Source organism: Psychrobacillus glaciei, from assembly GCF_008973485.1.
GTDB classification, from domain to species: domain Bacteria; phylum Bacillota; class Bacilli; order Bacillales_A; family Planococcaceae; genus Psychrobacillus; species Psychrobacillus glaciei.
This window is the reverse complement of sequence record NZ_CP031223.1, coordinates 1130171-1154305: the sequence shown is the minus strand read 5'-3', so window position 1 is coordinate 1154305 and position 24135 is coordinate 1130171. Positions and strand designations below refer to the sequence as shown.

Genomic DNA, 24135 nt, shown 5'->3' with positions numbered 1-24135 from the left:
CAACAATCTATTTACATTAAATGTCTGTTCGACACCAAATACATATTTACTAGGAGAATTCTTGTGGAGTGCTCTCGTCTTCTCTATTCCCAGGGTGCTTTGGACGAATCATCGCTACACTATTACCGGTGTTTTTTTTGTGGATCGTGAAGTGACTGCGTCACTTCACGATCCACTTTTTTCAGTAATCTTATGGCGGATGTTTGTCCGTCGCCCTCTTGGAATATGTAGAGACAACTTGCGTAAGGCTTGTTTAAGGAGAGATTAGATACTTTCCTATCTTTAAAAAAGAAAATACCCCTTCCTCCAAGTGAGGAAAGGGTATTTTCTTTTTTTACAAAGGGGATGGGAGAAATGTTCACGTTCAAACAAAGGGGTGTATGTTATCTTGTGATTTATTTCACACTCTTACTTTAACATGCCTGTTTAACAAATACAATATATTAGATACTCATTTCACAATATCGTCATACATAGGACGTCTAACTTCTAATAACTACTTTTGCTCCAACATTAGAAAAAGTCTGGCAAATGCCAGACCTTCGTTATCATTCGCTTAACAGTAATTGTTCCAGCTCATTTAGTTTTTCTTCAAAGACACGACATGCTTCTTCAATTGGAGCAGCTGTGTTCATATCAACACCAGCTTTTTTCAGTACTTCAATAGGATAATCGGAGCAGCCAGCCTTTAAAAACTCATTAATATAACGATCTACTGCTGGTTTACCCTCTGTTAGGATTTGATTGCTAAGTGCGGTTGCAGCACTTAGGCCAGTTGCATATTGATATACATAGTAATTGTAATAAAAATGCGGGATTCTTGCCCATTCTAATCCAATTTGCTCGTCAATGACAACTTCATCACCGAAGTATTTTTTACATAACTTATAATATTCCTCTGTTAATTTATCTGAAGTCAAGGCTTCCCCATCTTGATCAAGTTGATGAATGATATGCTCGAACTCTGCAAACATAGTTTGGCGGAAAATAGTACCCTTGAAACCTTCCAACCAATGATTTAATAAGTAAATGCGTTTTTTCGGATCTTCAATTGTTTTTAATAAATAATCATTTAGTAATGCTTCGTTACAAGTTGAAGCTACTTCTGCTACGAAAATGGAATAATCCCCATAAACATAAGGTTGATTTTCACGGGTATAATAACTATGAAGACTATGGCCAAATTCATGTGCAAGTGTGAAAAGATTATCCATATTATTTTGCCAGTTCATTAAAATATATGGGTTTGTTCCATAGGATCCCGATGAATATGCTCCTGAACGCTTCCCTTTTGTTTCCACAACATCTACCCAGCGATCTTCCAACCCTTTTTTCACAATTGCTATATATTCTTCACCAAGTGGTTCAAAGCTGTTAAGCATTATTTCACAAGCTTGTTCATAAGTAAATTCCATATCTACTTCTTTAACAAGTGGTGTCAATAAATCCCACATATGAAGCTCCTCAAGACCTAACACTTTTTTACGTAAGCCTACGTATCTATGAAGTAAATGAATGTTTTTATTGATAGTTTCTACTAAATTTTCATAGACACTTTCTGGAATATGATTATTGGACATCGCAGCTTCGCGAGCAGATGAATAGTTACGAATTTTAGCGATTAAATTGTCACCTTTTACGTTTCCTGTTAAAGTGGATGCAAACGTATTACGGAACTTTCCATAGGTATCATACACCGCTTTAAATGCATCTTCGCGTACTCGACGATCTTCACTTTCTAAAAATCGAGAATATCTTCCGTGCGTCATTTGCACTTCATTTCCTTCTTCGTCTTTAATAAATGGAAATTCTAAGTCTGCGTTGTTTAGCTTTCCGAACGTATCTGAAGATGCCCCTGCAATTTCCGAAAACTGTGCAAGCAATGCTTCCTTTTCTTGTGAAAGAACATGGGGACGCTCTTTATTTATCTCTTCAAGTAGTTGACTGTATACTTTTAAGCCTTCATTCTTCGTTAAATACCCAGTAATGATAGCCTCATCCACAGAGAGTATTTCAGGTACAAGAAAAGATAATTCCGTCGAAACCTTCACATATAGCGATTTAATACGACTCTCCATTGCCTGATACACGCTGTTAGCAGTATCTTGGTCATGGCGCATATGGGCATATGAATATAGCTTACGTAAACGTCCAGTTAGCTCATCTCGATATGTTAAAACAGCTAATAAAGCATCCGCACCATTTTCGACTGTTCCTTTAAAAGAAGCAGCTTCTTGAGATAATTCTAATACTTCCTTAAATTCTTTGTCCCATACATCATTAGAAGCGAAAATATCTTCTAATTTCCATGTTAAATGTTGCTCTACTTCTTCTCTAGTTAATATTTTGTTCTTTGTGTCTGTTGTCAAAATAAGGTCCCCTTCCATTTGCTTCGAAATTCGAATCACTTTCTATTTTCTCAATTTTCTAATCAATTTGCAAGAAAATCACGATATAATAACTCATTCATTTTAGAAAAGTTCATTTTGGACAAATATACCACCGAATCAGACTTAATAACACAAGATTGTAAAAGATGAATATACGCTTGTACCGCTTTTAACTTTGGACCACTTTCAACCGGACCAATTAAACGAGCGTAAAGAAATGATTCACAATGAGTCTCTGTAACTTGATGAATGGGAACATTAATGGAATTCAAATAATCAATTAACTGTATTTGCCATTCAACTGCATGAACATGAAATGCCTTTGAATGTGAAGTTGGAATCCCAATAAACGATGGAAGCTTTTTAGGATATACTTGCCATCTATAACATACTTGTAAGAAGGGTGATTGTATCCCTTTTTTATTATGGAAATACAAATTTTCTAAATGCCTAAAACGTTGAGAACGATAGATTTTTAAGTATGTTTCATACTCTATTTTTGAAATACGTTTAACAAGGGCAAATGGCCATGTTTGATTGTCTACTGATAGTTTTTTCCTCTTTACAATGAAGGTGTTTGCACGAATATGCTGGGTATTAGAAATATAGTGAAAATACTTTGTTTGTGGACAATAAGTGATAATTGTTTGACCAAATGTGGGATTTGAGGTGAAAAATTGTTGCTTAAATGCAGATAATTTCATAATTCCTATCTCATGAGGGGGAAACTCATGACTAAGTGGTGTTCTTAAAATCCATATTGGGAGTATGGTTTGACCTCGATATCCTTTTGAGCGCTCATTTATAACATAAGATGAAATTTGACTACATTGAAATTCAATAGCAAACATGGTTTCTTTCCAACTTATTAATATGTCTGGTCGCTGTTTAATGGATGGTAGGAACGGCTCTAATTGAGCTTTTACGTGAAGACGTTTAAAAAGATCGTACAGCTGAAGTTTTCCAATAAGATGTTCTTCCGTTTCGCCTTCTGAAAATGAATAGGAACATTCAGATTTTCTTTTATGCGCAAAATGTGGAATATTAATCATCCCATTTTTTAAAATAACCTCTTCCTGGCATTGTATACATAGAAAAGTCGTACTATTTTTTATTTCCATAAGTCGTTCGGTGGAATACCTCGCAGGGATAAAAAGATGACCATGCTTCGTAACTGCCGTTAAGATTATAAACACCTCCTCTCTATAAATGTACGAATTTTCTGTCTAAAATGCAAGTGAATTTAGTTGAAAAGACAAAAAGAAATTATTTTTTTCCAAAATAAAAAAACCTTCTTTTTAAGGAAGGTTTAAAAATGTTTGTTAAGTTCGTTAAATACATCGTTTGCTATTATTTCTTTCCCGTATTCTTGAATAACATGAATTGTCTTGTTAGTACGGTTAGCAAATTCTGATATTATGCTTAAAGTATCTAAGATCGTAACAATTTCATTCATATCAAAATTGAAATAAATATTTAAATAATATTTATTCTCATAATGATAGAGCGATGACTGTATACTCTTTTTATCGAATTTTTTTGCCAATGGGAGGATATCATCAAAGTTGTCAAAAACAAATGTATAATCCGATGGCAACTCGTCTAAATCATCCATATAGCTAGGGAAATCCTCAAACTCATGCGGATCTATAGAATTTGAACCGCCATTTTTGAAAATTTTACCTGTAATGTCTTCCACTTCAAAACTTGATTCTGATCGATCGTTCCCTTTGGACATTTCCGTTCGGGTAACAATCACTTCCAAACCTTTTTCCATCGCATGAACTTGTATCCATAATGGACCATCTAACTCTTCAAAATGATCATCATCATGAACCTCATCCATCATCTCCCAAAAAAGCTGCTCGCTCTTATCTTTGTTAAACCAAATTTCATCTCGGCTGAAGCCTCTTTCTTCAATGTCGATGTATGAAATGTATACTTTGAAAGTGTTATCATTGATACGCTCGATATCCATTTAACACATCTCCTTTCGCTTCTTACCGTCTCACCTTTTGCAATGTCTACTACTATTGTATGTTGTTTAACAAAAAAAGAAAAGGAATCCTGCTCACCTTTTTATATTAATAACGCGATTATATGAATTGTAAGAAAGTTCGAATGATAAAGCAAGTAAAAAATGAAAAAACGCAAGATAAAATCTAGGCAATTGCCTTTGACCATCATGCGTTTCACGTAAAAAAGGTACACATTTTAACACCTTTAAAAGAGCTGATTGTTTTTCAAATTTCATTGAAAAACAATCAGCTTAGTTTGCATCTAGTTAACAAGACGTTGTGCTTCCATTAGCTGGTAGGCACGAACTTTTCTTGGCAAAAATCTACGTATTTCATCTTCGTTATACCCAACTTGCAAGCGTTTTTCATCTAAAATAATTGGTCGACGTAATAATCCAGGATATTCTTGGATTAACTCATATAGTCGTTGAAGTGGAAGGCTTTCCACATCGACGTTTAATTTTTGAAATATTTTAGAACGAGTAGATATAATTTCATCTGTCCCGTCTTCGGTCATTCTTAAAATTTCCTTTATTTCACTTATACTAAGTGGTTCAGAAAAAATGTTACGCTCTGTATATGGAATATCATGCTCTTCCAACCACGCTTTTGCTTTTCTACATGAAGTACAACTAGGTGAAGTAAATAATGTTACCATCAATAAAAACACTTCCTTTCAAATAGTCATTGTGTTATATAAAGTAGATTATAATTATTTTAATGTAATGTTTTACTTTTAAAGTATACACCAATTTTTAGTTATTTAAAATATGTTTAGAAGAAAAAATTTACTATTTAAGAACTCTGTCACAATTTCGAAGAAAATATAAGCTACACTTGCACTTAAAAGCTAAATAATTCATCTATTCATCTTATACCCATCTCGTTTCTACTTTAAACATCTTATTACAAAAAATTTAATAACATTCTCAATTAAGAATACAAATTGAAAATGACTGTTCTATTAAATAATACGTTTTCCATGAAATAAAGTTTCATAAAAATAAAAAAAAAGACATAAAATTTTTATTTTTATGTCTTTTTTCCTTTAGTTCAAGGTGTATATTCAACACCAGGTGTATACCTATTTCCAGCATTCCACAGTAAGTATTCGTTTATTCCTGCTTCTTTCAGAGCTTTAATTTGTGCTTCTACTTGCGCTTTTCCATATATTTGATAATTCCCAGCACCCAAGTAAGAAGCTGTAAAATCTTGAATCCACGGACGTGAAACAGGTGGATTTTCTAACTCTGCTAATTTAGCATTTTCTACTTTAGCATATTCTTGAACTAAACGGTATGGTTCTAAATCTGGTTTTTTAATACCAAAATACGATGTCCAGTGACTTGGATAAATCATCGATGAAATGACGTCCACATTTTCCGAGATTTTAGAAAAGTTTTGCCCAATACCTGGTGCTTCTGGAAGTGTTGCAGAATATCCAAATATATCAACTGAGACTTGTGCTCCATATGGTTTTAATTTTTCTCTTGCATAGGCGACAAAGTCGGTAACTGCTTGCACACGTCGTTGTACCGGATCAAGCTCAGTTGACTCATACTTCCCCAACGAGTACTTAAGGGTATCTTCTCTTTTTTCAAATCCTTCAGGGAAACGAACATAGTCAAATTGTATTTCTTTAAAGCCCATTTTTGCTGCCTCAATGGCTATTTCTACGTTATGATCCCATACCTCTTGTAAAAATGGGTTAACAAAGGCCTCTCCTCGTCTATTTTTCCAAACCGTATCCCCATCGACAAATGACAATTCCGGTTTACTTTCTGCCAGTTCTGTATCTTTAAAAACAACGATCCGCGCAATGGGATAGATTTTCTTTTCCTCCATGACTTTAAGCATCGCACGAGGGTCTTTTATGTATGGTTTTCCAATATTATACTTTGCTAAGGAAGAATCCTCGTTTGGTATATATGTTAAGTTTCCAAAATCATCTTTTATATCAATTACCATTGCATTTAATTCTGATGTGTCCATCAATTTTAATAAATCTTTAAACCTGGAACCTCCCGCCGAATGTCCAGTTACATATACACCTCTTACCGCGTCTGGATACTCAAAAGAAAGTCCAGAGTCGTAAACAAATAATTTAGATGAAGAAACGAGCGACTTGTCAATTGCCACAAAACTGAATTCTTTAGTCGAGAAATTATTGGAAAACAAATTCATTTCAGCAAAAACAGAAGTTGGAATTAATAAAGTTGCAAATATACTCAATGAAGCTAACCATTTAATCGTATTCCTCATATAAATAATCCTTCCTTTCCCCTATACTTCTTCATTTTATCAATTATTCCATTTAAAAGAAAGGGCACTTCTACTAATAGCTCTAGTTTTAGGAAATGTACTTTCGCTTTTTTGATATATGGCACATACCGTTGCCGTAGTGAGACGTAACTGAATAGATAGCAAGCCCCGAGGATTGCATCGAAATGGCGGCTACTCTAGCACGGGATGACTGAGACAAGTGAGCCTTCATAAAACGACGCAAATGCGACGGTAGTAGCTCATCGCTCATCCCGCGGAAAGCGTCCGTCCTGCAGCGGAAATCTCAGTGGTATCAGATTAGTACGCACTTTAATTGAAAAGTGAAGTGCACTTTAAGTGCTTCTTGTCTTCACTATACCCCCATTGCTTTGGACTAAACATCTGCTCCTACGGTTACTCGTCGCAAAATTTATATTGCTTTCTAAAAAAAAACGATCATTCAATTAAGAATGACCGTTTTTTTCTTACTATTTGTTAAAGACGTGACTGTGAAATAGCCTTCATCGTTTCAAATTCTTTTTCTGAGCAATATACAAAATGCCCTGGAGTTACTTCACGCATTGCTATTTCTTCACCTGTTTGATAATTATGAGATGCTGGATCGTAAGATTTACGAACACGAGTACGTTCATAATTTGGATCAGGAAGCGGAATCGCTGACAAAAGTGACTGCGTGTAAGGATGTAGTGGATTATTGTATAAATCCTCTGCCGGTGCAAGTTCTACCAATTTTCCAAAATACATAACACCTATACGGTCAGAGATATATTTTACCATGGATAAATCATGCGCAATGAATAAATAAGTTAATCCTTTTTCCTTTTGTAATTCTTTTAATAAGTTTACAACCTGTGCTTGAATCGACACGTCTAATGCAGAAATCGGCTCATCCGCAATGATAAATTCAGGATTTACCGCAAGTGCTCTTGCAATACCTAAACGTTGGCGTTGACCACCAGAAAATTCATGCGCATATCGGTTAGCATGTTCCTTGTTTAAACCAACCGTCTCTAGAAGCTCTTCTACACGCTTTGTACGCTCTGTTGGATTTTTTACAAGCCCATGAATATCTAAACCTTCTGCAATGATATCCAAAACTTTCATACGTGGATTAAGTGAAGCGTATGGATCTTGGAAAATCATTTGCATTTTGCGATTAAATATTTTTAAATCTTTTTTAGTTTTTTTATCATGTACATTAACGCCATCGTAAATTACTTCGCCATCAGTAGCGTCATATAGACGTATAATTGTGCGTCCAGTTGTTGATTTTCCACAACCAGATTCTCCAACAAGTCCTAAAGTTTCACCTTTAAAAATATCGAAGCTTACATCATCCACTGCGCGAACTTCATTTGGCTTACCTGGATTAAAATATTGCTTTAAATTTTTAATTTCTAGTAATTTTTCAGCCATTAGTAAGCTCCTCCTTCAGTTCCTTCATAATAACGGCTACCTGGAAACTTCTTCATACGTTCAATAATAGAAATTGGAGGCTCTACTTGAGGTGCATCGGGATGTAATAACCAAGTTGCCGCATAGTGTGTATCACTTACTTTAAAAAATGGCGGTGCTTCTTCCATATCAATTTTCATTGCATACTCACTACGTAGGGCAAATGCATCCCCTTTTGGTGGTGATAATAAATCCGGAGGAGTACCAGGAATTGCATATAGTTTCTCTTCTACATCTAATGAAGGCATGGAGCTGAGTAATCCCCATGTATATGGATGTTGTGGATTATAAAAAATTTCATCCACCGTACCAACTTCTACAATTCTTCCACCGTACATAACTGCTACGCGATCAGCTACGTTTGCTACAACACCTAAATCATGCGTAATAAAGATAATGGACGTATCAATTTTTTTCTGCAAATCTTTCATAAGCTCTAGAATTTGTGCTTGAATCGTTACATCAAGAGCAGTTGTAGGTTCATCCGCAATTAAAATTTGTGGATTACATGCAAGTGCTATCGCTATAACAATACGTTGACGTTGACCACCAGAAAACTGATGTGGATATTGTTTAATCCGAGCTTCCGGTTTTGGCATACCAACTAAACGTAATAAATCAATTGAAATTTTACGAGCCTCGGATTTACTAACTTTTTGATGTTTTAAAATAGGCTCCATAATTTGCTTGCCTATTGGCATTGTCGGATTTAAAGAGGTCATTGGATCTTGGAAAATCATTGAAATATCTTTCCCACGTATCTTTTGCATTTCTTTATCCGATAGTTTTGTTAGATCTTTCCCATTAAATAAAATATGACCTTCTTTAAATTCAGAACTATGTTCAGGCAATAAACGCATAATCGCCTTAGTAGTAACTGACTTACCAGAACCAGACTCTCCTACAATTGCAAGTGTTTCACCTTTTAATAAATCGAAATTAACGCCACGGATCGCTTTAACTTCTCCTGCAAAAGTGTGGAAGGAAAGCTCTAGGTCTTTAACTTCTAATATTTTCTCCATTTTGCTTTCCTCCTTTTAGTCCTTCATCTTCGGATCGAATGCATCACGTAAACCGTCACCAATTAAGTTGAATGCAATCATTAATAAACTTAATATTAAAGATGGAAACAATAATACATGTGGTTGAAATTTAATCAACTGATAACCGTCATTAATAAGTGTCCCTAAGGATGCAGTTGGTGGCTGAAGCCCTAATCCAATGAAGCTTAGGAATGCTTCAAAGAAAATTGCTCCCGGAATTGTAAACATCATATTAATAATAATAAGCCCTAAAATGTTTGGTAAAATATGCTTCGTAATAATTCGACCGTTACTTGCACCTAATGTACGAGAAGCTAGAACAAACTCTTGGTTTTTAAATTTCAAAACCTGACCTCGTACTACCCTAGACATACCTATCCATCCCGTTATCGTTATTGCAATGATTATTGCAGTAAGCCCTGGCTTCATTACAAGCATCATTAGAATAACAATAACTAATGTAGGAATACCAATCAAAATCTCTACAATACGTTGCATAACATCATCCAAACGCCCACCGTAGTAACCTGAGATTCCTCCATAAGTTACACCGATAACCATATCAATTACAGCAGCTACAAATGCGATAAATAAAGAAATTTGGGTACCTTCCCAAACACGTGAGAACATATCACGTCCAAGTCCATCTGTACCAAACCAATAATACGTATCTACCTTTTTCAATGTATATAAATCTACTTCTTTACCCGCCAGTACACCATAACCATCAAATATTCCAAGCTTTTCTAGTCCCGGTACTTTTGGAGGCAAGTTAGCATGTTGAAGCGTCTGTGTTTCTCCGTCATGCGGACTAATCATAGGTCCAACAAATGCCATGACGATTATAAATAGCAAAATGAAGGCACTAACGATCGCAGCCTTATTTTTACGAATACGCAACCAAGCATCTTGCCAGAAACTTAAACTTGGTTTCGAAATTCTTTCGGAATGGATGCTATCTATATGGACTCTATCAAAAGAATCAGCAGGTAATTTTTTTACATCTTCATTCATTAATTACTACCTCCTGATAAACGAATACGCGGATCAATAATACCGTAAAGAATATCTACTACGAATATTACAAGTATTAAGAATGCCGAGAAAAACAAAGTTGTCCCCATAATAATAGGGAAATCGTCTGTCATAATTGATTTTACAAATTGTTCCCCAATTCCAGGAATAGCAAATATTTTCTCAATTACAAGGGAACCTGTTAGCAAACCAGCTGCTAACGGACCTAAAACAGTTACAAGAGGTATTAATGCATTTCGGAAAGCATGCTTAAATGCAACTTCAAACCCACTAGCACCCTTTGATTTCGCAAGCGTAATATAATCAGAACCTAAAACTTCTATCATTTCCGTGCGTATAAAACGGGAAGCTGTAGCAAGAGGACCCATAGCTAATGCAATAGATGGAAGAACACTTGACATCCAACCGTCTTTCCATAAAGCAACCGGGAAAATTTGCCATTTAACAGCTAACCAATACTGCAATAATGTTGCGAAAACGAAAGATGGAATTGATATTCCAATGATAGCAATTAGCGTACTACCATAATCCCAAATAGTATTTTGCCTTAATGCAGCAATCATACCTAAAATAATTCCAATAGCAACTCCAAGAATTAATCCTTGTGATCCTAGAAGAAAAGATGGACCAAGACGTTTCATGATTAATTCAGTAACACTTGCATTTTTAAACTGGAAGGAGACACCTAAATCACCTTTCGCTAAGTTTAACATATACTTTCCATATTGAACTGCTACTGGTTTATCTAAATCATATTTCGCTTCCACTATCGCAAGTTGTGAAGGGGATAGTTTTGCAGCAGAGCTAATCGGGGATCCTGGAAGCGCCTTCATTAAGAAGAATGTAGCTGTTGCAATCAGGAAAAACGTTATAAACATATAAATTACACGCCGTAAAATATATTTTGCCATCTTTTGCACCTCCTAAATAAAATATGTTCTATTCTACTATATTAATCTATATTTACTTCTAAACAGAATGGCTTTGAAATTGTCAAAATCGAATGTATAAAAAAAATATTTAGTGAATTCAGTTTCATTTAAAAAGAGAGCATATGGCCCAAATTGGAAACCATATACTCCCTAACTATGAGATTTTTTACTACAAATACTTAGTTTTTACCTTCGATATAAGCCCATTTGTAACTATAGTCTCCACCGAATGGGTGTTTAGCAATACCTTTTACATATGATTTTTCTAAAATCATTGCACCTTTTTGGTAAACTGGTCCAATAGCGTAATCTTCACCTACAACTAATTTTTCAGCTTTTGCCATTGCATTCCAACGTGCTTCTGGGTCTAGTGCAAGTTTACCATTAATATCTTTTAGTAATTGATCATATTCAGAGCTTGAATATGACATGTGGTTATTTCCACCACCAGTTTCCCATAAGTTTAAGAAACTGTATGGATCTTGATAGTCAGGACCCCATCCAGCAAATTCGATGTCATAATCTTGATTTGTATCAAGGTCTAGACGTACCGCAAACGGTACTTCTTTAAGTGACATTTTTAACCCTGGTAAGTTTTTTTCTAATTGAGATTTTAAATATTCATCCATTTTTTTAGAAACATCAGAGTCTGAACCCAGAAGTTCTATAGAAATTTCTTTAACTCCTAATTCAGCTAAACCTTTTTCCCATGCTGCTTGAGCCGCTTCTAGATCAAATGCAGTCATGTCTCCATTAACACCACGGAAATCGTTTCCATCTTCATCAAAATAGAAATCTTTTGGAATTAAGTAACTAGCTGGCATAGAACCATTTGCTAAAACTACAGAAGTTAAATCTTCTTTATTAAATCCTTTTGAAATTGCTTCACGAATATTTACGTTAGCAAGTGGAGATTTTTTACCAAGACGCTCTTGGTTATATTTGAAATAGTATACAGCTGTATCCGGTTGATTTACAACCTCTGGATCATCAGCATATTGACTTGCATAGTCACCAGAAAGACCAACGCGATCTTTTTCACCATTTGTATATAGGTTAACTGCAGTTGGAACTTCTTTTACAACATCAACGTTAATTTCTGTAAGTTTTACTGTATCTTTATCCCAGTATTGATCATTTTTAAGATACTTCCATGTTAAACCTGTTCCATCCCAATCAGCTAATGTGAATGGACCGTTGTATAATACAGAATCGGAATTTTTCGCATAGTTATCACCTTGCGCTGTAACAAATGCTTCTTTTAATGGATAGAACGTTCCGAAAGACATTAATGATAAGAAGTAAGGAACTGGTTTTTCAAGCGTCACTTCTAATGTTTTTTCATCAAGAGCTTTAATACCTAATTCATTGTAATCAACTGTGCCTTCTGAGATTTCAGTAGCATTTTTGATAACACCTGACATCATGTATGGACCATATTCAGAAGCCATATCCGGGTTCATCGCACGTTTCCAAGCATATTCAAAGTCATTAGCTGTTACAGGAGAACCGTCAGACCAGTTAGCATCACGAATTTTAAATGTGTATACTAATCCGTCTTCAGAAACTGTTGGCTCACCATCAGAAATAGCAGGAACTGCAACATTTTCTGGGTTTAAACGGTATAAACCTTCGTTTACATTGTTAAGAACAATGAAACCAACTTGGTCAGTCATTAAAGATGAATCCATCGTTGGAATTTCAGCACCCTCAATAAGATTTAGTACTTGATCTTCGTCAATTACTGCTGCTGTTTCTTTCGATGTTTCTGTTGTTGAATTTTTATCTTCTTTTGTAGTTGTTGCATCTTCTTTGTCGCCACAAGCAGCAAGGAAAACACTAAGAACTAACATTAGGCCAAAAAGCCATAAAAATTTGCTATTCTTCAATAGAATAACCCCCTTTAAATATTCAGAAAAATTCATTACAATACTTATTATACATTTTCATTCTAACTTGTACAGTATTTTCAAAAAAAAAAGTTTAATTTAGTTATAAAACCATCACATTGTCCTAACAATTGTGAATCTTTGGAAAGATAATTTCTTGTTTTTTACAAATATTCAACAAAGTTTTGATTATTTTAATTTTATCTTCTATAATCTATTCTTGTAGAGGTGAATTATGAAAGCAAAAATTTTCTATTTTATAGGGTTACAACTTCTTATTTTCGTACTTACGTTTTTAATATACGGAAAATGTAATCTAGTTTATTATGCAAATATGTCTTTTTATGTCGGAGGACTTATTACGTTCTTTGGATTAATGTCGTATGTTGTTGCCGGAGGTTTTTTTGATTTTTTCACGGAAAGTTCAAGAAAAGTTTTTACTCCGAAGCGTTTGAGAAAAGAAGTGGGTAAGATGCGATTGCCTTCAGAAGTTTTTTCTTTTCCTAATAAGCCGATTATTGCTTTAGGGCTATCTAGCTTACTTTGCATGTGTATTGCTTTGTTTGTTTATTATAGTTAAGTTTTCAACTTGATTTTTAACTTTCTTCTATACTATAATGTTCAAAACAATACAAAATGCTTTGACGGAGAAAAGTATATTTGAACTTGTATGTGAAGAGAGTCTGTGGTTGGTGCAAACAGAACATACGTCAAATAGAATGGGCTTTTGAGCAGTATATGTGAACTTGAAGTAGCATATACCGTCCCCTTCACGTTACGAAGAAGAGTGGCTAAATTACTTTTAGCAAACTGGGTGGTACCACGGATTATACATCATTCGTCCCTTTTTATAGGGATGTATGATGTTTTTTTATTTTTAAGGAGGAAAAAAGATGAAGAAAATATTTTCAGGTGTGCAACCAACAGGAACTATCACTCTCGGGAATTATATTGGTGCTTTTAGACAGTTTATAACTCTGCAAGATGGCTATAATTGTATATTTTGTATTGTCGATCAGCATGCCATTACTGTAGCTCAGGATCCACGGGAGTTAAGTAAACATATTCGTTCACTTGCTGCATTATATCTTGCTGTAGGTATCGATCCAGAAAAATCGACGTTATTTATCCAGTCAGAGGTACCCGCACATGCACAGGCTGGTTGGATTATGCAATGTGTGTCTTATATCGGTGAATTAGAAAGAATGACACAGTTTAAAGACAAATCTGACGGAAAAGATGCCGTTTCGGCTGCTTTACTAACGTACCCTCCATTAATGGCTGCAGATATTCTTTTATACCAAACTGATATCGTTCCAGTTGGAGACGACCAAAAACAACATGTTGAGTTAACACGCGATTTAGCAGAAAGATTTAATAAGCGCTACGGGGAAGTCCTTACTATTCCTGAAATCCAACTCCCTAAAAGCGGAGCTCGAATTAAATCACTTCAAGATCCTCTAAAGAAGATGAGTAAATCCGATCCGAACTTAAAAGCAACTATCCGTATTCTAGACACACCAAAAGAAATTGAGAAGAAGATTAAAAGCTCTGTAACGGATTCTGAAGGCATCGTTGCTTATGATCCGGAAAATAAACCTGGAGTTTCGAATTTACTAACGATCGAAGCAGCATTAAACAACGTATCGATCGAATCGCTTGTACAAAAGTACGAAGGAAAAGGATACGGTGACTTTAAAGCATCGGTAGCTCAAGTGATAAATGATCATTTTGCTCCAATCCAAGCTCGCTATGAACAATTATTACATTCAACAGAGTTGGATGACATTTTAGATCGAGGTGCAAAAAAAGCGAATACGCACGCACAACAAACCTTGTTTAAGATGGAAGCCGCAATGGGCCTCGGAAGAAGACGATAACCGATAAAGTCAAAAGGGATAGGCAGAACAAAACAAATTCATTTGAACTTAGTATAAACAAAACTACAGCATTCCAAGAGTGTCCTAATGCTAAATAGTTTAAATACAGTACTAAATGAGAACAACTAATTACTGCTAATCCATAACTGATTAAAAAAAGTAAAAGTCTAATATGTATCACATCCTTCTTAAACCATATGAAAAACCGTTCCTAAACTTTCGTCTAGGAACGGTTTTTTATTTTTAAATTATTTTGAAGATTTAACTACAGAATCAGATACTAATTCTACGTCTTGTAGGTTAGAGAAAGATTCATTTGAATAATCAATATTCCAATTTTTAACGCGTTTGTTTACCGGAACCAATTCATAACGATACATAGTTGGAATTACAGGAGCTTCTTCCGCCATGTATTCTTGCCAAGCACGGAATTGTCCAGCACGGTAATCAGCATCAAATGCTTCCGGAGAGTCAATATTTGCTAATGTTTGCTCTAAGAAATCTGATGAGAAACGGCTAAAATTATATTGCGCCGATTTAGAGTATAAGCCCATTGGTGATGGATCTGTACCTGTTGCCCATGCAGCCATGAAAATATCAATTTCTGGGTCATCTGCTTGAACTTTGTCATAGAAGCTGTTGAACTCAATTGTACGACCTGTAGTTAACGTCACGTTTAAACCAACGTCTTTCCAGTTTTGTAAATAGAATTGAGTAATATCTTCAGCGATATCGTCACCCGTCATTGTAGCGAATTTAATTTCGAAAGGTTTTCCTTCTTTATCTTCACGAATTCCATCGCCATTAGTATCTTTATAGCCAGCTTCATCTAATAATGCCATTGCTTTGTCTGGATCAAACGTAAATCCTTCTAAAGAAGAATCATAGAAAGATGCGAACACTGGTGGGATTAAAGAGTTAGCACGTTCACGTAATCCATTATAGAATACTTCTGCTACTTGCTCTACATCAATTGCATAGCCCATTGCATGACGTAATTTAACGTCACCCATTTTTGAACCAGCAAGATCTGTAATAACTTCGCCTTTTTCTGTATCATATTTACCTAATTTGAAGCCAAGGTATGAATAGTAAAGTTCTTGACGCCCTAGAATGTCAATATTGTCAAAGTCTTTAACTTCTTCCATTTTAGAAGCACTAAAGCTTGATGCAATATCATATTCGCCTTGTCCAATTGCAACTGAAATTGAGCTTGTTGGTACAACTTTCACTAAAACACCATCAAGTTTTGGTTTACCTTTCCAGTAGTTTTCGTTTGCTACGAATTGTACTGATTCACCTGGTACGATTTTGTCAAATTTAAATGCGCCTAAAGTTACAGGGTTTTTACGAACTGCATCCGATTCTACTAAATCTGCCATTTTAATATCTTTTAGAATATGACTTGGTGCAGCACTACTCCAAATTCCATCTCCACCACTAAAGATTGCTGGTGAAATCTGTTTTAATGACATTTCTAAAGTTGTTTCATCAACTTTTACTAAACCAGAGATTGAATCTGCTTTTCCATCATGGTACTCTTCAGCACCAACAATGTTTTGGAAATTGGAGTCATAACGAACACCTGTATATCCTTTGCTTCCAATGATTAAATAAGGATAAATTACGTCTTCAATCTTCAATGGTTCACCGTCGGACCATTTAACACCATCGCGGATTTTGATTGTAACTTTGTTATTAGCTTGATCTACAGTCATACTTGCAATACCTGAATCATCTAATAAAAAGTCTCCATCTGTTCCAAAAAGAGAGTTACTTGAATAAGCCATAATATCAGAATCATAAGCGTCTTCGCTTAATTCTGCTAAGAAAATACCTTGGAATGGCTCATCCTTTGCCATTGCCACTTTTAAAATACCGCCTGAAATTGCATCACCATCATTTGTTACTTCTAATGGGAATAATGCATCAGAATCTTCAGCTACAGGTTCTTCTGCTGTTTCTTCTGTTTTACCTTCTTCTGTTTTACCTTCTTCTGTTTTTCCTTCATCAGTACCTTTTGCTGGCTCATCGGTATCCTTGTTACATGCACCAAGTACTAGCATGAAAGCTATAAGTACCGCAAATAATGTCCAAAGCTTTTTATTCATTTCTATTTCCTCCTTTTTATTCTCTATTGTTTCTATATCAAACGGTAAACGTTTAATACCAAATTCGAATTGGTTTTAGCCAAGACGTTGTTTTGCATCTGCCGAACGGCGTAATGCTTGCCCAACATAATTGATCCCTAACATCATAAGTAATATAAAGATAGATGCTGGTAACCATACCCACCACTTTTCTTGCAATACAAGCGGGTTATTTGCATAACTAATTAATGTTCCTAAACTTGGAGTCGATGGTGGTAATCCAAATCCAAGAAAAGATAATCCTGTTTCAATTCCGACGTTTCCTGCAAAATTTAATGTCATCTCTACAATTAAGATAGAACTTAAATTGGGCATAATCTCTTTAAAAATAATAAGGAATCCACTAGTACCCAACGTTTTAGATGCATTCACATAATCACGTCTACTTTCAGACAAAGCCTTACTTCGTACAAGACGTGCAGTAGGAGGCCAAATGAAAATGCTCAAAATTAGGATGAACATCGTAATTGAATATTTAGGAATAATCGTAACGAATACAATTATTAACATTAATGAAGGTATAGTAATGAAAAAGTCAATAATTCGCATAAAAATATTATCGATCCATCCTCCGAAATAACCACAAATTAAGCCAACAACTATACCGAATACCCCAGTAATAAGTGTAATAAAAATGGCGATTGTAATTGAATTTTTAGCTCCAATTATAAGCTGCCCAAGAATAGCTTTCCCTCCTTGGTCTGCTCCTAAAAAGAATTTATCTCCTGGTGGAGCATATTTATCGCGTAAACTAACTCGCATCAAAGCTTGTTCATCAATAAGCTTTGCCCATATAAAAACACCAATAATGACAATCACTAGTGCTATAAGTGAAAACATTGCCAATTTATCTTTTTTAAACTCTCGAAAAATAACTTGCATCCCAGTTGCAGGGGCACTTACTTCTACAATTTCATTTTTGTTCTCTTTATTAGCCATTCTTATTCACCTCTCCTTAACATATAATTCGTCTACTCTATCCTTATTCTTGGGTCAACAATACTCATGATAATATCGGACAGTAGACTACCTAATAACGTTAAGAATCCAAATAACATAACAAGTGCAGTAATTACACTGTAGTCACGTGATGCAATAGATGAAATAAATAACTGTCCCATCCCTGGATAACCGAAGATTGTTTCAATAAAGATAGAACCACCTAACAAACCAGTTATTGTAAATCCAAAAAAAGCTGCAATTGGTAGCAAGGAATTTCTTAGAATATGTCTAGAATATACCTTACTAATTGGAATACCTTTACTTCGTGCAGTTCGAACATAATCTTGGCTTTTAGAATCAATAATTTCAGAACGTAAATACTGAATAACTCCAGTAGTAGCTAATATCGCATAAGTTATAGCTGGTAACAACATATGGTAAACTTTGCTCCATATGTATCCAAAAGTACCTGGATCATATTGAATATCTACACTACCAACCGTAGGGAACCAGTGAAGTTTATAACCGAATAAAAATAAGAATATTAAAGATAAAACAAACGTTGGAATTGCATAAACTATGAAACTATACAATACAATTACCTTATCCGCTAACGTATCTTGATAACGGCCTGCTATAATCCCAAGTGGAATAGCTATTATATATAACAAAATAGCACTTACTAAAGATAGCCAAAACGTATTTACAGCTCTTTCACCTATCAAAGTTGAAACGCCTATTTTATACGTATAACTTTTACCAAAATCCCCTTGCACTGCTCTTAACATCCAGTGGGCATACTGTTCATACCACGGATCATTCAAACCGGCCAACTCACGTAGTTCTTCTATACGATTAGGATCCGTCTCTGGTGTAATCTTTCCCGTAAAAGGATCTCCTGGCATAAATTTAGCCATCGTGAAAATTAATAAACTTAGAACGAGTAACTGTGGAATCATGATTAATGTTCGTCTTACGATTGTTTTCCACATATTACATGCCCCCCTTTTCGTGAGCACTCATCGCTACAAAATGCGTATCTGTCAATTTTTTCAAGTCAAATACTCTTCCGTTTGGATCATAATAATTTTTATGCTCGATTACATAATCAGCTTCCACTTTAATACGGTCTCTTTTTCGAACATCCCGACCTATTGGATTAACATCAGGAATAGCAGATAATAATCGCTTCGTATAAATGTGTTGTGGATTCGTATAAATGTCTTCTCGATTTCCAGACTCTACGAATCTACCTTTATACATGATAGAAATATGCTCACACATATGTTTTACGACCCCTAAATCATGGGAGATAAACAAGTAACTTAAACCAAATTCCTCTTGAATATCTTTCATAAAGTTCAGCACTTGCGCTTGAACGGAAAGGTCTAAAGCCGATACTGGTTCATCCGCAATAATCAGTTTTGGATTACAAGCAATCGCTCGTGCAATTCCAATTCGTTGCTTTTGGCCACCCGAAAATTCATGTGGATATTTTACTTTCGCATCTTCATTCATTCCGACGATTGCTAATAACTCATTGATTTTTCGTTTTTCTTCATCAGGAGTTAACTTCAAAAAGTTTCGTATTGGCTCTGCAATAATATCTTGTACACGTTTACGAGGGTTAAGGCTGGAATTCGCATCTTGGAAAATCATTTGTATATCACGATTAAACGTTGAATTAGGGTTACGCCGTTTATTTGTAACATCTTCCCCTTCATAAATAATGTTTCCAGAAGTTATTTTTTCAAGCCCAATAATTGATTTACCAGTAGTTGATTTTCCACAACCTGATTCCCCAACTAAACCATATGCCTTCCCTTTTTCGAATTCTAAATTGATTCCATCCACTGCATGAACATTATCAATAACTGTATTGAAAAAACCTCCACGAATTGGATAGTGGACACGTAAATCATTAATTTGCATAAAACTCATCGTGAATTTCCTCCTTCTTCACTTTCAAAATGAAAGTGCTTCCAGCAAGTACATCTAACTAAATGACCTGGAGATACTTCATGGAGTGTTGGCTTTTCTTCATGAGCAATACCCGGAATCCACGGAATCCTTGCTGAGAATCGGCATCCAGTTCTTGGTAGCTTCATCAGCGAAGGTACCATTCCTTGAATTACTTGAAGTTTTTCATTTTCACTATTCATTTGCGGTATAGAGTTGAATAACGATCGTGTATAAGGATGCTTTGGATTCGAAAATAAGTCTTCTACGGAAGCTTCTTCAATAATTTCTCCAGCATACATAACTGCAACCCGATCTGCTACTTCAGCTACAACTCCTAAATCATGTGTGATTAAAATTATTCCTGCTCCTGTTTCTGCTTGTAAATCTTTTAACAAATCCAATATTTGAGCTTGTATTGTAACGTCTAATGCAGTTGTTGGCTCGTCAGCGATAATGACCTTAGGCTTACAGGAAATTGCAATTGCTATAATAACACGCTGTCTCATACCACCGGATAGCTGATGCGGAAATTGTTTTGCGGTTCTCTTAGGATTCGGAATACCAACTTGTGCTAACAATTCTAATACACGTTTTTCCCTATCATTTTTAGACATCTTTGTGTGGTAGATTAATCCTTCTTCTATTTGATCACCAATATACATAAGGGGATTTAAAGCAGATAAAGGATCTTGGAATATCATTCCAATCTCTTCACCTCTTACTTTATTAAACTTTTCTTCATCAAGGATTGCTAGGTTTTCTCCGTTGTAATTAATCTCACCTTGTACTCTTGTTTTATTATGATCATGAAGTCCGATAATAGAGGTTGCTAACGTACTTTTTCCACAACCAGACTCTCCAACAATTGCCAGAATTTCATTTTGCTTTAATGTAATCGATACGCCATCGACTGCATCATAATATGTATCTTTAATGCGAAAACCAGTGTGTAAATCTTTAATTTTTAAAAGTTCATTTGTCATGTTTAAAATAAAACTCCCTTCATGCATCAGATTTCCAACGATTCTCATCCGTTTCTTCTCATGACGCTAGATCACTCGAATGAATAGTATTTTCTGTAAGGTATTTTTTTATCTCTATACACAACCCTAAATTTCAATTTTTCTGTCAACTTACCTCTCAAGTGTAAATTCTATTACAATTTCATTACAATCGCAATACATTTTTTATTATTCCCTTTATTTACTCTTTTTTGAAATTTAAAAATTCTCTTTAAACCCTGTCATATCAATGCTTCCATTTAAATTATCTAATTTAATAAATTATTTTAACTAGATAATTGATTCTTTCAATTTCGACAGTATTAAACAATGAAATGGAATTTTTCAAGCCTACGCTTTAATAAATCAACCCTTTAAACCATTGAAGTGTCAACGTTTTATTTTTAAAATAAAAAAAAGTATTTTCCAATTTATTTGGAAAATACTTTTTATTTTTACTTTATTCACCGAAAATAAAATTCACTTACTGTTTGATTGTTTTGTTTCTTATTTTTTGAATAAAATACTAGCATTATGTCCACCAAATCCGAGTGAATTGCTCATTGCATACTCAATGTCCGCATTTCTAGCGGCATTTGGTACATAATCCAAATCACATTCTGGATCTGGTGTTTCTAAATTCATCGTTGGAGGCAATATTCCTTCTTTTAAAGCTAATACAGTGAAAATTGCTTCCACTCCACCTGCCGCACCTAGTAAGTGCCCAGTCATTGACTTTGTAGAACTCATTGCTAATCTATAAGCATGTTCCCCAAAAACAGATTTTACAGCCATCGTTTCAAACAAATCATTATATGGAGTACTAGTTCCATGAGCGTTAATATAATCGATCTGTTCTGGTTTAATACCTGCATCTGCAATTGCTTGTTTCATGGCACGAGCAGCGCCTTCTCCTCCAGGTGCAGGAGCAGTGATATGATGAGCATCACCTGTTGAACCATATCCAATAATCTCTGCATAGATTTTCGCACCACGTGCTACTGCATGCTCATATTCTTCTAAGATGATAATTCCTGCGCCTTCTCCGATAACAAAGCCATCACGGTTTGCGTCAAATGGTTTTGAGGCAGTTTGTGGATCCGTATTTAATGAAAGTGCAGTATTTGAGCAGAATCCAGCTACAGACATATGTGTAATCGGTGACTCAGCACCACCTGTAATCATTACGTCCGCATCTCCGCGCTCAATTACTTTAAATGCATCCCCAATTGAGTTTGTTCCTGATGCACAAGCCGTTACGCTACAAGAATTGATCGCTTTTGCTCCAAAATGGATCGACACTTGACCTGCCGCCATATCCGGAATCATCATCGGAACAAAAAATGGACTTACACGACGAGCACCTTTTTCTAAAAATACACGGAATTGTGCTTCGTATGTCTCCATCCCACCAATTCCTGAACCAATCCATACTCCAGTTCGTAGACCAATCTCTTCTGTAATTGTTAAATTTGCATCTTCTACCGCCATGATAGAAGCCGCAAGTGCATAATGAGTAAAACGATCCATCTTACGAGCGTCTTTTTTCTCAATATATTTCTCAATATCAAAGTCTTTTACTTCAGCTGCAACCTTCGCGGAAAACTGGCTTGCATCCAATCGTGTAAGCATACCCACGCCTGATTTTCCTTCTTTAATTGCCGACCAAGTTGTTTCTATATCATTTCCTAATGGTGTAACAGCACCGACTCCTGTTACGACAACCCTACGTTTCGTCATGTATATTCTTCCTCCCGATGTCCCTTAGTTATTTTCCCCATTTTAATGTAATGGCACCCCAAGTTAAGCCACCACCAAATCCGACCATAACAATAATGTCATCATCTTTCACTTTCCCATTCACCACTTCTTCTTTTAATGAAAGTGGAATGGATGCAGACGAAGTATTACCATACTTATGAATCGTTTTCGACATTTTTTCGACAGGTAATCCCAATCTTTCGCGCGATGCATCCATTATACGAATATTGGCTTGGTGTGGGATTAGCATATCTATATCTTCTTTTGAAAGTCCGGCTTTCTCTATAACATTAACTGCTGATTCACCCATTTGTCGAACTGCAAACTTAAAAACTTCTCTCCCATTCATTGCAAGATGTGGACCATCTTGGTATAGATGCTTGCCACCGCTTCCATCAGCACCAAGTTCAAATGATAAAATTCCGCGTCCTTCCGATACTTTACTTACAACAGCGGCACCTGCTCCGTCTCCAAATAATACTGCTGTGTTGCGGTCTTCCCAATTTGTAATTTTAGACAGTTTTTCAACACCTACAACAAGTACATGAGAATACGTATCGGATTCTACAAATTGTTTTGCAGTTACTAAACCGTACATAAACCCTGCACATGCAGCAGAGATGTCCATTGCTGCAGCGTTTTTAGCACCAAGTTGATCTTGTAACATTGTAGAAACACTTGGAAACGGGCGATCTGGTGTAACCGTTGCAACTAATATCAGCCCAATTTGTTCTGGTGAAATTCCTGCATCTTTTATTGCTTCTTTAGCTGCTTCAAAAGCTAAATGAGATGTATCTTGTTCAGGTCCAGCAATTCTTCTTTCTTCTATACCAGTTCTAGTTCGAATCCATTCGTCGGATGTATCTACTTTTTTCTCAAGGTCTGCATTTGTTAAAATCTGCTCTGGCGAATAAGTTCCTAATCCAATTATTCCTGCATTCACAAAAGTTCCTCTTTTCTTATAATCTATTATTAGTACCTGGTAACAATAATAACGAATAAGTGAACATTTTTCAACAACATAGTTTGAATCTGTAAATTTTCTTTTGAATTAGCTAGTGGTATGATATGATATACATAGTAAAAATAGCTTGAGGTGAAACAAATGAAATATATTATGACACTAATTTGGTCTGTAATACTAGTTTCTATGTTGAATTACGTAGTAAGCTCTGTACAAGATCAACCCTTTGTATTTGTGCATGGTTTAATTATGTCTATTCCTGTTGCGATTTTGATTTTTATCATTACAGCAATTATTCCAAACGAACTAGCACCATCAGAACAACACTAAAAAACAGCTCCCGCAAACAAAATGCGGGAGCTGTTTTATTTTTGCTGTTCGATTACCTAACGTGTATCGCAAATTAAACTCCCCATAACGCAAATTAAAA

20 protein-coding genes and 1 other annotated feature are annotated in these 24135 nt (G+C 35.4%); of the genes, 3 read left to right on the top strand and 17 right to left on the bottom strand.

Going from position 1 to position 24135, the window contains the following annotated elements:
- Positions 1 to 548 precede the first annotated feature (548 nt).
- The 10 genes from pepF to PB01_RS05065 form a co-directional block, all read right to left on the bottom strand.
- The gene (gene pepF, locus PB01_RS05110) at positions 549 to 2387 is read right to left on the bottom strand and encodes an oligoendopeptidase F (protein WP_151699195.1); all 1839 of its coding nucleotides are present in this window, start codon (positions 2385 to 2387) and stop codon (positions 549 to 551) included.
- Positions 2388 to 2431: 44 nt separating this feature from the next.
- Entirely contained in the window at positions 2432 to 3586 is a 1155-nt protein-coding gene (locus tag PB01_RS05105) for a competence protein CoiA (RefSeq protein ID WP_192797479.1), read from the bottom strand.
- Between the two features lie 113 nt (positions 3587 to 3699).
- Positions 3700 to 4368 carry an adaptor protein MecA gene (gene mecA / locus PB01_RS05100; protein WP_151699193.1) on the bottom strand — a complete coding sequence of 223 codons (669 nt, stop codon included), beginning with the start codon at positions 4366 to 4368 and terminating at the stop codon, positions 3700 to 3702.
- Positions 4369 to 4670: 302 nt separating this feature from the next.
- On the bottom strand, positions 4671 to 5066 hold the full coding sequence (gene spxA / locus PB01_RS05095; RefSeq protein WP_151701971.1) for a transcriptional regulator SpxA: 396 nt from the start codon (positions 5064 to 5066) through the stop codon (positions 4671 to 4673).
- 395 nt (positions 5067 to 5461) lie between these two features.
- Positions 5462 to 6670, bottom strand: coding sequence for a putative glycoside hydrolase (locus PB01_RS05090; RefSeq protein ID WP_151699192.1), 1209 nt, complete (start codon positions 6668 to 6670; stop codon positions 5462 to 5464).
- 495 nt (positions 6671 to 7165) lie between these two features.
- Positions 7166 to 8107 (bottom strand): ABC transporter ATP-binding protein, encoded by a 942-nt coding sequence (locus tag PB01_RS05085; protein ID WP_151699191.1) that lies wholly within the window; start codon positions 8105 to 8107, stop codon positions 7166 to 7168.
- Entirely contained in the window at positions 8107 to 9168 is a 1062-nt protein-coding gene (locus PB01_RS05080) for an ABC transporter ATP-binding protein (protein WP_151699190.1), read from the bottom strand. Before PB01_RS05080 ends, PB01_RS05085 begins: the two co-directional genes overlap by 1 nt.
- 15 nt (positions 9169 to 9183) lie before the next feature.
- Positions 9184 to 10203 (bottom strand): oligopeptide ABC transporter permease, encoded by a 1020-nt coding sequence (gene opp3C / locus PB01_RS05075; RefSeq protein WP_151699189.1) that lies wholly within the window; start codon positions 10201 to 10203, stop codon positions 9184 to 9186.
- Positions 10203 to 11135: an oligopeptide ABC transporter permease gene (opp3b, locus tag PB01_RS05070; protein ID WP_151699188.1), complete on the bottom strand. Its 933-nt coding sequence runs from the start codon at positions 11133 to 11135 to the stop codon at positions 10203 to 10205. The genes opp3C and opp3b overlap by 1 nt, the downstream gene beginning before the upstream one ends.
- 200 nt (positions 11136 to 11335) lie before the next feature.
- A complete protein-coding gene (locus PB01_RS05065) occupies positions 11336 to 13045 on the bottom strand; it encodes a peptide ABC transporter substrate-binding protein (protein WP_151699187.1) in 1710 nt (569 codons plus the stop codon).
- 235 nt (positions 13046 to 13280) lie between these two features.
- Between PB01_RS05065 and PB01_RS05060 the strand changes: the two genes are divergently transcribed.
- Entirely contained in the window at positions 13281 to 13625 is a 345-nt protein-coding gene (locus PB01_RS05060) for a DUF3899 domain-containing protein (RefSeq protein WP_151699186.1), read from the top strand.
- A gap of 52 nt (positions 13626 to 13677) precedes the next feature.
- Positions 13678 to 13894 (top strand) — a binding site (T-box leader).
- A gap of 44 nt (positions 13895 to 13938) precedes the next feature.
- Positions 13939 to 14925: a tryptophan--tRNA ligase gene (trpS, locus tag PB01_RS05055; RefSeq protein WP_151699185.1), complete on the top strand. Its 987-nt coding sequence runs from the start codon at positions 13939 to 13941 to the stop codon at positions 14923 to 14925.
- 248 nt (positions 14926 to 15173) lie between these two features.
- Here trpS and PB01_RS05050 read toward each other — a convergent pair whose 3' ends face one another.
- The 7 genes from PB01_RS05050 to PB01_RS05020 form a co-directional block, all read right to left on the bottom strand.
- A complete protein-coding gene (locus tag PB01_RS05050) occupies positions 15174 to 17036 on the bottom strand; it encodes an oligopeptide ABC transporter substrate-binding protein (protein WP_151699184.1) in 1863 nt (620 codons plus the stop codon).
- A 75-nt stretch (positions 17037 to 17111) separates the two neighbouring features.
- Positions 17112 to 18014: an ABC transporter permease gene (locus PB01_RS05045; protein ID WP_151699183.1), complete on the bottom strand. Its 903-nt coding sequence runs from the start codon at positions 18012 to 18014 to the stop codon at positions 17112 to 17114.
- Positions 18015 to 18046: 32 nt separating this feature from the next.
- On the bottom strand, positions 18047 to 19009 hold the full coding sequence (gene opp4B, locus PB01_RS05040; protein WP_151699182.1) for an oligopeptide ABC transporter permease: 963 nt from the start codon (positions 19007 to 19009) through the stop codon (positions 18047 to 18049).
- 1 nt (position 19010) lies between these two features.
- On the bottom strand, positions 19011 to 19958 hold the full coding sequence (locus tag PB01_RS05035; protein ID WP_151699181.1) for an ATP-binding cassette domain-containing protein: 948 nt from the start codon (positions 19956 to 19958) through the stop codon (positions 19011 to 19013).
- Positions 19955 to 20962, bottom strand: a complete 1008-nt coding sequence (locus PB01_RS05030; protein ID WP_151699180.1) for an ABC transporter ATP-binding protein — start codon at positions 20960 to 20962, stop codon at positions 19955 to 19957. The genes PB01_RS05035 and PB01_RS05030 overlap by 4 nt, the downstream gene beginning before the upstream one ends.
- Before the next feature lie 525 nt (positions 20963 to 21487).
- The gene (gene fabF / locus PB01_RS05025) at positions 21488 to 22720 is read right to left on the bottom strand and encodes a beta-ketoacyl-ACP synthase II (RefSeq protein ID WP_151699179.1); all 1233 of its coding nucleotides are present in this window, start codon (positions 22718 to 22720) and stop codon (positions 21488 to 21490) included.
- A gap of 28 nt (positions 22721 to 22748) precedes the next feature.
- The gene (locus tag PB01_RS05020) at positions 22749 to 23684 is read right to left on the bottom strand and encodes a beta-ketoacyl-ACP synthase III (protein WP_151699178.1); all 936 of its coding nucleotides are present in this window, start codon (positions 23682 to 23684) and stop codon (positions 22749 to 22751) included.
- Positions 23685 to 23846: 162 nt separating this feature from the next.
- On the opposite strand from PB01_RS05020, the gene PB01_RS05015 reads away from it, so the two are divergent.
- On the top strand, positions 23847 to 24035 hold the full coding sequence (locus PB01_RS05015) for a DUF2929 family protein (RefSeq protein ID WP_151699177.1): 189 nt from the start codon (positions 23847 to 23849) through the stop codon (positions 24033 to 24035).
- Positions 24036 to 24135: the final 100 nt, after the last annotated feature.

Bases quoted from the DNA above. Each gene is read 5' to 3' on its own strand.
- pepF (WP_151699195.1), bottom strand. From the start codon at position 2,387: ATGGAAGGGGACCTTATTTTGACAACAGACACAAAGAACAAAATATTA.
- mecA (WP_151699193.1), bottom strand. From the start codon at position 4,368: ATGGATATCGAGCGTATCAATGATAACACTTTCAAAGTATACATTTCA.
- spxA (WP_151701971.1), bottom strand. From the start codon at position 5,066: ATGGTAACATTATTTACTTCACCTAGTTGTACTTCATGTAGAAAAGCA.
- PB01_RS05090 (WP_151699192.1), bottom strand. From the start codon at position 6,670: ATGAGGAATACGATTAAATGGTTAGCTTCATTGAGTATATTTGCAACT.
- PB01_RS05085 (WP_151699191.1), bottom strand. From the start codon at position 8,107: ATGGCTGAAAAATTACTAGAAATTAAAAATTTAAAGCAATATTTTAAT.
- PB01_RS05080 (WP_151699190.1), bottom strand. From the start codon at position 9,168: ATGGAGAAAATATTAGAAGTTAAAGACCTAGAGCTTTCCTTCCACACT.
- opp3C (WP_151699189.1), bottom strand. From the start codon at position 10,203: ATGAATGAAGATGTAAAAAAATTACCTGCTGATTCTTTTGATAGAGTC.
- opp3b (WP_151699188.1), bottom strand. From the start codon at position 11,135: ATGGCAAAATATATTTTACGGCGTGTAATTTATATGTTTATAACGTTT.
- PB01_RS05060 (WP_151699186.1), top strand. From the start codon at position 13,281: ATGAAAGCAAAAATTTTCTATTTTATAGGGTTACAACTTCTTATTTTC.
- trpS (WP_151699185.1), top strand. From the start codon at position 13,939: ATGAAGAAAATATTTTCAGGTGTGCAACCAACAGGAACTATCACTCTC.
- PB01_RS05050 (WP_151699184.1), bottom strand. From the start codon at position 17,036: ATGAATAAAAAGCTTTGGACATTATTTGCGGTACTTATAGCTTTCATG.
- PB01_RS05045 (WP_151699183.1), bottom strand. From the start codon at position 18,014: ATGGCTAATAAAGAGAACAAAAATGAAATTGTAGAAGTAAGTGCCCCT.
- opp4B (WP_151699182.1), bottom strand. From the start codon at position 19,009: ATGTGGAAAACAATCGTAAGACGAACATTAATCATGATTCCACAGTTA.
- PB01_RS05035 (WP_151699181.1), bottom strand. From the start codon at position 19,958: ATGAGTTTTATGCAAATTAATGATTTACGTGTCCACTATCCAATTCGT.
- PB01_RS05030 (WP_151699180.1), bottom strand. From the start codon at position 20,962: ATGACAAATGAACTTTTAAAAATTAAAGATTTACACACTGGTTTTCGC.
- fabF (WP_151699179.1), bottom strand. From the start codon at position 22,720: ATGACGAAACGTAGGGTTGTCGTAACAGGAGTCGGTGCTGTTACACCA.
- PB01_RS05015 (WP_151699177.1), top strand. From the start codon at position 23,847: ATGAAATATATTATGACACTAATTTGGTCTGTAATACTAGTTTCTATG.